Origin of the sequence: Thiolapillus sp., assembly GCF_048562965.1 — a bacterium.
GTDB classification, from domain to species: Bacteria; Pseudomonadota; Gammaproteobacteria; order Chromatiales; family Chromatiaceae; genus Thiolapillus; species Thiolapillus brandeum_A.
This window is the reverse complement of sequence record NZ_JBHNMF010000047.1, coordinates 1-11,245: the sequence shown is the minus strand read 5'-3', so window position 1 is coordinate 11,245 and position 11,245 is coordinate 1. Positions and strand designations below refer to the sequence as shown.

The window sequence follows — 11,245 nt, the reverse complement described above, 5'->3', positions numbered from 1 at the left end:
GACGGCAAACCAAGGCACTTCTTCAGATGACGATGATGCTGGGGGGGGCACGAGGCACGATGGGGCGTTCTCTGATGGATCCGGCGCCAACACACAGCACGGTGCAGGAGCGGGAGCAGGAAACGCGGAGCGCGGTGGCACAGCGGAGCGTCAAGCGGACGACCAGAAGGCCCCGGAAGGGAGGGGGGGCGCCCCCGCGTCCCGCGATGCGGGTGGGCCAGTGGATTCGTCGGCGGTGCCTGAGAAGCAGCCCCAAGGGCAGGTGCAGATTCCCAGCGGCCACTCCGCAACACCTCGGCCTGCGGGACAGGCAGGTGCCTCTCCTGTCGAATCACCCGTGGTCGAAAACCGGCAGCCGACAACGCCCTCCCGGAGCGACACGCCAGACAAGGGGCGGGGGACTGATGTACAGAAAAGCGGTGAGGGAGAGCGGGCGGCCCGGGGCGAGGGCGTGGAGGATGAGCATCGGGAGCCTGGCGGCGAATAGCCCCGTGTTTGCATTCTCCGAAAACGGGTTATATACTTCATAGAAACGTAATGCCAGTGAGGATAAGGAAATGAGCAATCTCGAAGGACTTGCCGCATTTACAGGCGCAGTGGCTTGGGGGAAAAGACAACAAAACCGTAGGCGCGCCCGGGAAACCCAGGAGTGGAACGAGCTTGTAAGTAAATGGAACGACTTAGTGCAACGGCATAAAACGCTTCTCGAAGAAAAAAACGCCCTCCAGGAACAATACGATGAACTTGTGGGGCGCTTTGGAAAGGTGCGGGCCTCGCGCCTTGGCGCACGGCAGGCCGCATTCGAGCGTGATGCACTGATGCTCAGGATGCGCGAACGTGGCCAGCTTCAAGCGACCCGGGAAGAGACCGCTGCCCTGCTCAAGGAAATGCTGGACGGCAATGAAAGCATGGCGGACGCAAAGACGTTCGTGCTCCAGGCGATGAAGGCCAATGGCATCCCTGAGAAACACCTGGATGTCGCAATGAAAGAACTGAGGCTGGGTGATGGCCCCAAAGACCTGCTCAACCTCGTGTTCCCGACACCCAAGTAGCAGACAAACAAAATCCCTTCGGGGCGATAACCGCCGCAGCGTCCCCCGCTGCGGTTTTTTTTGATGTCAGGAAAACAAATCCAAGAACATGAATGACCCAAACCGTTTGCAGCATGCTGGAACGGTGGGGAATCGATGTGCATGTGGCCACAACGCCCATGGAGGGCTTCTGGCTGCTGAAACCCGGGGCGGGAGAGCCAGGATATCGCCTGTTGCTGGTAGATGAGAGTGTTCTTGATATGCCGGTACGGGTATTCGAAAAAACACTTCGGGAATCGCCTGAGTTGGAGGCGCTTCCGCTTTCGCCACATGGAGGCGCATGCCCAAGCGCCCGCTGTGCCGATACTGGTACTTCCCGGCCATGCCGAACCCAACCAGAACTACCTGCGTGCTGGCGCTACCGATATCATTGAGGGCGAAGCGCCCGAGGGTATGCTGTTGGACTGTTTGGGTATACGGTTTCGCGCCAGTGAAGGCCGCGATAAATATCAGGACAACAGCCACACCCGCACCAGACTGCCATAGGAAATAGTGGCATTCGTATTACCATGGTGGAAAGCAAACCTGTAAAACGAGAACGGGAGGGAGTATGACGGCGGATCGACAACTCGAAACGGGGCCACAATTATTGGCTCGCGTTATCGATGAATTGAAAGACACCTATGAGGCGGAAATCGCGGTGGCCCGGGAAGAGGAGGGCACCACCTTGGCTGATTGGTTCTGGCAGAATCGGGACTACCTTGGTGAGCGCTTTTATAACCTGGTGGAAGAGGAAATCGGCTGGTCCAATCTCACGGATGGCATGCCCGCCATAGACTGATTACCGCCATTGCGGTGGACGAAAGAGCGCCTCCCGTCTGGGGTGGTCGGGGTCGCCAGCGGACTGAACCGGGGCGATCCCCGCTTCTTTGATAAAACGGGAGGGGGGCAGGTTGTTCCTGTTCATGCCGGGAGAAGACAGATGGCGGGGGTGATGCAAAATCACCTCGCGTTCACCCCGGGTGATGGCAACATAAGCCAGGCAGCGTTCCTCTGCCAGCGCCTCTTCATCGGGTGCATCCCCCTCACGGTAATGAGGCATCAGCCCATCCGACATGCCGGCGATATGCACCACGGGCCACTGAAGCCCCTTGGCGGAATGCACCGTGGACAGAATAACGCGCCCGGCGCCATCTTTGTCCTCGTCCGGGGGGGCGATGAGGATATCCATGGCGCAGCCCCAGGGGTTGTTTTCCCAATCTTTTTCGTCAGGCGTACCGGTTGCTGAGGATCGCCTTGCCTGTAATGCGGTTTCCATATAAAACAGCGTATCCCGGCGGGACTGGGCCACCCGCTCAACGCTGGTCTTGAATTCTTTTTGGTTTCCTTCAATGGACAGTCCGCGTTTCTTGTATTGCTCGCGTACTGTTTTTTCCGCATACCCCTCAAGCCAGTGAGAATAAAGGGGGTCACCCAGCGCCCAATCGGTGGCATCGAGGGGGCCTTTTTTACGCAGGGCCTCAATACTGTCGTGCAGAGCGTCCATAGCATCCTGTGTTTTAGGCGGCAGCATACCGCGGGCATACAGCGGATCTTGTGCATACGCCTGGTGCAGTTTCTCAAGTGTTTTCGGGCCAACGCCCGGCAACATGCCGAGCAAGTGGGTTAGTGCGGGCATGTCAGCCGGGTTCATGGCTACGCGCATGGCGGCCACCAGCATGCGGGCCTCCGCCCGCTTGAGCAGGTCAATGCCCTGGCGCACCTCGTAAGGTACTCCGGCTTGCAAAAATGCCGCCTCCAGTGGGCGGGCCATGGCGTTGGTGCGATACAGCACCGCAAAGTCGCCCGGTGTCCGGCCGTGATTCATGGCCTTTTGGATTTGCTGAACGACAGCCTTGGCCATATGTTCTTCATTGCGGTGCAAATGGAGGGCTATAGGCGCTCCTCCTGCCTGAAAGGCATGTGGGTTCTTTTCCAGACGGTCGGTGTTATGGCGAATCAGCTGGCTGGCCGGCGCAACGATGCTGTGGGGGGAACGATAATTGCGTTCGAGCTTGTAAATAGCGGGACCGAATTCCTCGACAAAGCGTTTTAGGTTGTCGGGCCGGGAGCCTCGCCAGCGGTAGATGGATTGATCGTCATCACCGATCATGACCACGGTTTCTCCGGCGATCAACTGCAGGAGCATGTACTGGGCCATGTTGTTGTCCTGCGCTTCGTCCACAGTGATATCCCGTAAGGATCCGCGTAGGCGAAGCAGCAGATCCTGGTTCTCTGGCAACGCGAGGTGCTTAAGAGGCAAGAGAATAAGATCGTCAAAGTCCACCACATTTGTATTGCGCTTGTAGATGTCGTACTGGCGAAAGCCGCGCAATGCAGCCTCGATGGTGCCGCTATCCCACCCGTTTTTTCCTAGCCAGCGATCCATTATTGCCGAGATGTGCTTGTCGGTATCAAGCAAGAACCCCTCGTTGACGAGCCACGCATACAGGGTCTGCCAGTTTTCCTGTTCGTGCTTGGCGCGAAACCCCTCAGCCTTGAGGATGTTGTTGAGTAATCGCTGTGGTTCCGCCTCATTGAGAATAGAGGGTGCTACGTTTCTCCCCATTCGCGTGGGCTGCCGAAGCAGCAGCCGGTATCCAAACTTATGGAACGTCAGGATATTGGGGGTTCCGACCGCCTCCCCGTCAATCAGGTGCAGAAGGCGCTCTCGCATTTCCGAGCAGGCCTTGTTGGTAAAGGTGAGCATGAGGACATAGCGTGGCGGCAGTCCGCTGTTGATCAGGTTTGCCACGCGGTTCACGGCACAGGTGGTTTTCCCCGAGCCTGCGCCGGCCAGTATCAGTGCATGCCCCTGCCGGTGGGACACGATTTGCTGTTGGTGTTTGTCGAGCATGAAAAAACAGAAGGTTGCTAAAAAAGTGTCTATAGATATAATAACACAATATTACAGCAGAAACCCCAGGACCAGTATCATGATGAAATGGTTTACCTCTATCGCTATCGTTATGGGCTTTGCCGTTGATGCGGGGGCGGCCTCTATAGCGGAGTTCGTATCCCTGCATACGGGCGGAGCCGGGCGCTGGACTGCAGATTACCCAGGGCCTGATGGGTACACCATTGTTTGCATGCGTTCTGTGGATCAGGGGCGCGAAAAGCGCGTAATAGGCTGGATACCGCCGAATGAGAAACGCCTTATTATTGGCCTCATGTTGGATGAAAACGGCAATGATCTGTCTGGGCGGTTCATGCCGCTTTGCCGTTCAGAGGGGGCGCAGCCCGGAGCATCCATGGACCCGGGTGTGGTGCCAAGCGTGAGAAAGGGGACGACAAAAAATGCCGCCCAGGATACGGCGCCACCTCGCCGCATTGAAAGGGAGGATCACGCGGATTTTATATATGATGAAACCAAGCCGGCATTTCCCCAAATACTGGCACAGGTTACTCCGGACAAGGAGGTTGGCGATGAAGGCTCCCCCGTCATCGTGTACACCAACGAACACTGCGGACACTGCAAAGCCTTCTGGAAAGCCGTTGGTGATGGCATGGAGGGTGTGAAGTTTCTGCATGTGCCGGTCACCACCAGCGCCAGCGGCATGAGGGCCATAGCAGACGCCGGGCTGGGGCCTGCCGCCACCGTGCGAAATCTCAAGGCGTTCCTTTTGACCGCCAAGGAAGACGGCGCGGTGCTCACCCCTACTTTATTTTGGAGGGATCCTGCGACCGGTGAGGAACATCTATACCGGGGCAACCCGGGAAACCGGGACGCTATTCGCGCCACGTTGCTTGGCGGAGGCCGCTGACATGACCGGTCATGCTGCGCTGATCGACAGAATCAAGTCGCTCCCCCAGGCCGCGCATATCAAGGATGAGAGCATTGACCGTTATCTCAAGGTGGTCAGCAACGACCCGGAACATAACGCCCTGTGGCACATTCGACGGCTAACCGGCTGGGGTGGCTCAGAAATCGGCACACTTGTCGCCAATTACCGAGGAATGCGCTCTACTTTTACGTCCGCCAGGGATCTTGTGGCGCAAAAACTGCTTATGCAGCCCCCTCAGAAAGCAGACAACCTCATGCGTCGGGGCAACCTGCTTGAGCCTGTGATCGCTGAAATCGCACGCAGGGACTTCAATGCGACGCGGGATGAGGAATCCCTGAACGCGATACAGGCGGCCATGGAAGCGCAGCAAACGGGGGAGCACGAATGGATGCGGGTGTACCCGGATGATGTGCTGCTGATCAATGGCAAGCGGATACTTACCGATTACAAAGCGCCCACGGAAGCCCCTACTTCACTGGAAACCTCCCTCGAATACGCCTGCCAGTTGCACCAGGGGGCGCATCTTCTTCTCCAGGAAGGGATCAAACTCGACGGCATGGCCATCTTCTATTACAACCACGCCAAAGGCGAAATCATGCCCGTTCAGGTGCCCTGGGACCAGCAGCTGTATGACGATATGTTGGTGGCCGGTGATTATTACTGGGATTGCGTATTAAAGGGCGAGCTCCCCCCGTATATCACCCCCGAAAGGGAAGCGCTTCCCGAGTACACAGAGGAGCAGGCGGCCGAACTTGGGCGACGCATAGAAGAAACCGCTTCTCTGTTCCTGATGAAACAGGATATCGAGGCTCGTTTTGAGACGGCCAGTAAAGCGCTGGCGCAACTGGCCACCCTAGGCGGTACGGCATCTCCTGCGGTGCTCAAGGAACTGCCTTATGTGACAGCTTATCAGCGAGAGAGCATCGATAACACCACCTTGATGGACATCATGCGTCAGCAGGGGCTTGGCGAGAGCGACCTCTTTAGGGAATCAGGCGCCCTCGATGCCGCCGGCATGGCGGAACTGCTCATCAACATTGGTCGGCAGCCTTTGTACAAAAAAGTGCCGGACAAGAAAAAAATACAGGCTTATTGCCAGGAACACGGCATAGAGCCGCCTGTTTCCGTCTCGACATCTTTTGGCCTGAAAGCGGTGAAGCGCAAACAGGTCAGTAAAGACGATATTGAGAACTGGAAGGAAAAAATTCATCACGAGCTGGACGGGGCGATCTCTCGCCTTGCCGGTGGTGAAAACGAAGACGAGCGCCAACAGCCGGTGCCCCATCCATAAATCCCGTAATCACTGTATAGGAGAGATAAAAATGGGACTGTTCGGAAATACCGATAACATCATCAAAAACGCAAAGAGCAACCAGATCAACGTGTCCGAAGGCACGTTGTTGGTGGTGCCCGCCGCCGGTGCCTTTGATGACATCAATGAAAAAGCAACCGGTCTGACCTTTACTGCCAAGGTAGAGAGCAGCCTTACCGAAGGCGTCAACCCAGGTGATGAGATTGAAGTGACCATCACGGGCGGCCGCAAACCCAAGACTGCCGGCGAAGTGCTGGGCAACCTGAATCAGGGCTTTAAGCCCGGCCAGGTCACCACGGAAAAGCTGGTATTGGAAAACGTCGCCGTGGGCAAGGATGGGAAGGTGACTTCTTCCTGGGGGCACAAAGCCGGCGGTGCGAGCCGCCATGTCGTTGATGCTGTGGTTGGTGTCACTGCCATGAGTTTCCGGTACCAGGGTGAGGATGGCAAACGGCGCAACATCTACATTGCTGAGGGCGACAAGAATGAGGAGCGCCTGGAAATGCTCGAAAAACAGCTGGAGCGTTGGAAAGCTGCTTATGCCAAGGAGGACGAAAAGGCGATCAAAGAAGAGCGCATCAATGTTACGGTGAACACGCTCTACCCCTCTGCGGCAGTCGAAGTGACCGGTGACAACCTGGCGCTGATTGATGCTGTTCAGGGGATGGCGAAAGAAGGGGCCAACCTGGTGCAGATGCGGGTTTACAACCCTGACACCATGGAAGGCCTGGTTATGGCGATGGGCGTGTCTGGCGACGACAACGCCGATGCCATCATGGAGAAGGTTGCCAAGCAGGCGGAACGAGCCATCCGTCGCAACCCCAATGCCGAGGCGCTGATTGCCGGGGGAAACACCCGGATTGACATCATCCCCGCCAACAAGGTGTGGATGGTGAGCAACCAGAGTGACGCGGCCCGCAATGGCACCATCAAGTATGTCGAGAACTACATCAACGCTTCTGAGGCCAGCAAGGACTTCATGCGCGGGGTGCAGAAGAGTGGACAGTATATGTCCAAAACGCTCATCTTCTCCGCGTATACGGATAAGGATGGTGATCCGCAGGTGGGCGGCGTGTTGAACATTGTAAGGGCATCCAGCGATGATCGTTCGAACATCCTGGCCCTCAAGACCGCCAATGTGGAAGGTATCAGCGGTCTCCCACGTCCTGATAAAGATGACAAGAAGGCGGAAGAAGGTGAGCACGATCACCCAGCAGACGATGTGCCTGCGGATGACAAGGCAGCAGAAGAGGCCGCCGAAAAAGCGGCGGAAACCCCTGCTGAGGACATGGACGCCATTCCTGACTTCGATGATGATGCGAGCGAGCGCAAAGCGGCGCGTCCTCGCACGTAATTCGCCGTTATCGCAACCGGCGCCTGCCGGTTGTTGACCTACCGGGCAGGGCGCCCTTGTCCCGCCCGGGCTTCCTACAAAAAGGGTTTTCCCAATGCATTGGTTAGATGTAAGCGCCTATTCTGCTGATCTTCTCTTACAGGACGAGGGAGGCAAATGGTATTTGGTCTGGTGTTGGCGCGGCGAGAAACGCCGTGATCCGGCAGTGCCGCTGGCAGCCTGGGGGTATGAGCAGGCGGATTCTTCCAGTTGGCGCATTCATGCCTCCCCCGATGCATTGGGAAAGCTCAAAGCACTGGCTTTAGCGCACAGTACAGACATTTCCTACGTCCCGCTTTACGGTGATATGACGGAGGGCATCAAAAATCTTGCTGAAAGCTGTAAACTATCCATAGGATTGCCTGACCATTCCTATCAGGAGGATGAATCAAATGAACCTGGTACAAGCAACAATGAAGAACCCCTCAATCAAGATCCTGCCAACCCCGAAGACAGCGGTGACGGGACGATACGGAAAAGTCATCCTGGAACACCTGAAAACGAACCAGGTGAAACGCTATCGGAAAATGCAGAAAAACGGGACGCTGCAGAAGTATCTGGCGGAACAGGAGCAGCGGGCGAGGGAGCAGATCGCGGATCTGATGCCGAAGTTGTTCGACAGCCTGATTCTGGACGCGCAGGTGATGGGGAAGGACACACTGAACTACGAGCTGCGGCATCGGCTGATGAACACGGCTCACAAGGAAGCAGAAATGACGATTCTGGGGGACATGGCGCCTGGCGGCCTGTCCCGTCTGTAGTCGATTTCGACGGGGAGCACAGCGCGGCATCCGAAGGAAGGGTCCTTGCCCCCATGGATCTGTTCGCGGCTGTCGCCCAGTGGGCGGACGCTGGCGGCACCTACCTCCGCGAGGGCGAATTGCGCCGCGTGCTGCCGCATCAGGGGCGTCTGTGGCTTATAACCGATGTGCATCATGGCAAGCTGAAGCTTAGTGCCACCCCATTGGTGCCCGATGAAGGCGGGCCGGTCACACACCAGGGGGGAGGCTATCGCCTGGATGCCGATGCGACGATCCGCCTCCAGTTTCTTCTTCCGCCTCACAACCCCAGCAGTAAAGAAGAAGTAGAGCAGCTTTTCCTCGCGCAGCATGCAAAAGGCCAGCTGCCCCTTCCTCTGACCAGCATGCTGGAGTATGGCAGCAACTATAGAATTCTCTCCATTGGAGAATACGCTTTCCTGTACACCGGGGCTGGCGTGTATTGGTTGCCAGTGGAAGGGGTGTTTACGCCGGTAAATGAAATCAATGTGGACAGCCTTCGCCGTCGAGCAGAGGACGAGGGGAAAAATGTTGAATCCACCGACTGGCTGCAGCTCGAAGCAGCTCCTGTTCCTGCCCCCGCGCATGAATCTACCCCGTCGATGCGCTCCGACCCGCCAGATGCCGCCCCGGGCATGAAGCCTTCCCCTGCCCAGCAGCCTGCTGCACCGGAGGAAACCAAGGCAACGACCGAATCAACGGCACAGGAGCAGCAAACAGGTGATGACAATAACGGTGCGCCGGACGGTTCGGATGGGCTGCCTGTCCCCCCTCCCCAGGCCAGGGAGTACCTGAGCGTAGATGGAACCCTGATTACTCAGGATGATTCTGGCTTTCATGCCCCGCTGGACAAGGTGGAGAGCATACTTCAGGTAGGGCGAGGCCCTTCCACCGGTAACTACCTCCTGGATGCGATCAACACTTATCTGGTCATGCCTGGGGGTAAGCCCTATCGCGTTACCCGTCTTGATAACGACCACGAGAACGGATTTGTCGCCCGCCTTCTTCCGCAATCCGCGGAGCTGGAGGATGCCCGGGACGCTGACTGGATCCCACTTCATTTTGATCGCCTCCCGCTGTCACCGCTGACCACCAATGCGGTGGAAGACTGGGTGCGCGCTAATCTGGATGGCCTGTTCTCCGATTCGGAACGAGAAAAGGTTCGGCAGGATTCTGGTTTTATGACAGGGTATTTCGGCAGCAAGAAAGACGGCGAGCTTGCCTTTATTGTTCCGCCGGCATACGCCGACCAGGTGCATGCGAGCGCGGATGGCAGGGTTACCGATATACCCTACCTGGTGCCCGACATCCAAAGCGGGCAGGTAACCTCCTATTCCTATGCGTTCCTGGCCCGTGTAACGGGGCAGGAAATGCCTGTTTATCATGGCGCCAGGATGGAACCCTCTGCGCCACGGGGTGCCCCTGTTGCGCAAAAGGCCTCCCCAGAAACGCAACTGAATCCCGATCATTTCTTCATTGGAGACGAGATAGACCGGGAGGGCAACAGCTTTTCTCCCAAGGAGCGTCTGGAAGACAATATGGCCGCCATGCGAACCCTGCAGGATCTTCGAGACAACCAGAAGATTCCCACCCCGGAGGACAAGCGAACCCTGGCCAAATATGTAAGCTGGGGCGCCTTCAAGGAGGTTGCTCAGGGAATCTCATACCGCCTGAATGAGCGGGAAAAGGAAGTGGCGGATTATCTCACCGGCAGTCTGTCCGAGCAGGAACGAGAGGCCGTGGCAGATACCCTTCTCAATGCACACTACACGTCACGATCGGTTATAGAAAGCATGTGGGATTTGGTTGTGGCTGCAGGGCACAAAAAAGGACGCATGCTGGAGCCCGCTGCTGGTGTCGGCAACTTCTTGGGGCTCGCACCTCAAGCGGTGGTTGATCAAACCCGATTTTTTGCGGTCGAGAAAGATCCTATTGCCGGCAGCATACTAAGAAACCTCTATCCCGATACCAAGATCGATGTCTGTGGTTTCGAGGATAAACGCTATCCCAAAGACTTTTTTGACCTGGTGATGACGAATGTGCCCTTTGGTAAATACAAAATTCACGATCCCGAGTACAACAGGCTGAACCTCAGTATTCACAACTACTTTCTTTTGCGTTCGCTGGATATGCTCAAGCCTGGCGCCATGATGGCCGTCTTGACCAGCCGTTATACACTGGACGCTAAGGGGCTGGATCGTGCCCGCAAAGCCATGTGGGAGCGCGCAGACCTCGTGGGAGCCTTGCGCCTGCCCATGAATGCCCAGCGGGCACAGGCGGGGACCGATGTGGTGACCGATTTACTGTTTTTCCGCAAAAGGTGCCGTCAGTTGAGCGCAGAGGAGCGCGCCAATGCCGCTGATGTGGATTGGCTCAACACGGACGAGATTGTGGTGTATGGCGACAATGACCGTCAATGCACACTTGAGCGGAACCGGTATTACACACAGAATCCCACGCACCGCCTGGGGGCGGAGCGCGCCATCTCCGACCGCTTTGGAACCGGCTACACCGTGACCCTGCCCCATGCCGATGACGATGTGCCGGTGGCGGAAAAAACGGCATCTCAAATCCGTTCACATATCGATGAATTGTCATCCCGCTTCTCGGCACTGGCAGAGTCAGACAAGCCCACTGTCACCAAGAAGCAGTCGAAGGTGCCCACCCAGGACGATATTGATCATGCTGAAACTCAAGAAATCAGCGAACACCCGGAGAATTATCTGTACCCCCTGGGGTCAATGGTTGTACTTGATGATGGCGATATCGGCATCATCGATGGTTACACCTATGAAGAGAAGGATGACGATGATCAGTCGTTGGCTGACCGCGACCGCCCGCCGATTCCGAATACCTACCAGGTAGAGCGCACCGGTATTCGCGGCAAGAAGAAAGAGCGCCTGACT

General features: G+C 56.9%; 9 protein-coding genes and 1 pseudogene. 9 read left to right on the top strand and 1 reads right to left on the bottom strand.

Annotation, left to right across the window (positions count from 1 at the left end):
- From ACOCD2_RS04705 to ACOCD2_RS04690, 4 genes are all read left to right on the top strand, one after another.
- A partial coding sequence (locus tag ACOCD2_RS04705; protein WP_419625616.1) for a hypothetical protein occupies positions 1–487 on the top strand: 487 nt, incomplete at its 5' end.
- A gap of 70 nt (positions 488–557) precedes the next feature.
- The gene (locus ACOCD2_RS04700) at positions 558–1,052 is read left to right on the top strand and encodes a hypothetical protein (protein WP_293645473.1); all 495 of its coding nucleotides are present in this window, start codon (positions 558–560) and stop codon (positions 1,050–1,052) included.
- A 336-nt stretch (positions 1,053–1,388) separates the two neighbouring features.
- Entirely contained in the window at positions 1,389–1,577 is a 189-nt protein-coding gene (locus tag ACOCD2_RS04695) for a hypothetical protein (RefSeq protein ID WP_293645475.1), read from the top strand.
- Between the two features lie 64 nt (positions 1,578–1,641).
- Positions 1,642–1,872: a hypothetical protein gene (locus ACOCD2_RS04690; protein ID WP_293645477.1), complete on the top strand. Its 231-nt coding sequence runs from the start codon at positions 1,642–1,644 to the stop codon at positions 1,870–1,872.
- Here ACOCD2_RS04690 and ACOCD2_RS04685 read toward each other — a convergent pair whose 3' ends face one another.
- Positions 1,873–3,927, bottom strand: coding sequence for an ATP-dependent helicase (locus tag ACOCD2_RS04685; protein ID WP_293645479.1), 2,055 nt, complete (start codon positions 3,925–3,927; stop codon positions 1,873–1,875).
- Between the two features lie 79 nt (positions 3,928–4,006).
- On the opposite strand from ACOCD2_RS04685, the gene ACOCD2_RS04680 reads away from it, so the two are divergent.
- The 5 genes and pseudogenes from ACOCD2_RS04680 to ACOCD2_RS04660 all read left to right on the top strand — a co-directional run.
- On the top strand, positions 4,007–4,834 hold the full coding sequence (locus ACOCD2_RS04680) for a hypothetical protein (protein WP_293672385.1): 828 nt from the start codon (positions 4,007–4,009) through the stop codon (positions 4,832–4,834).
- Position 4,835: 1 nt separating this feature from the next.
- Positions 4,836–6,146 (top strand): hypothetical protein, encoded by a 1,311-nt coding sequence (locus tag ACOCD2_RS04675; protein ID WP_293645483.1) that lies wholly within the window; start codon positions 4,836–4,838, stop codon positions 6,144–6,146.
- Between the two features lie 31 nt (positions 6,147–6,177).
- A complete protein-coding gene (locus ACOCD2_RS04670; protein WP_293645485.1) occupies positions 6,178–7,521 on the top strand; it encodes a hypothetical protein in 1,344 nt (447 codons plus the stop codon).
- A gap of 431 nt (positions 7,522–7,952) precedes the next feature.
- Complete coding sequence (locus ACOCD2_RS04665) at positions 7,953–8,321, top strand: TnpV protein (protein WP_293645487.1); 369 nt, start codon at positions 7,953–7,955, stop codon at positions 8,319–8,321.
- Positions 8,322–8,374: 53 nt separating this feature from the next.
- Positions 8,375–11,245, top strand: a pseudogene (locus tag ACOCD2_RS04660) (hypothetical protein); the annotation flags it as partial.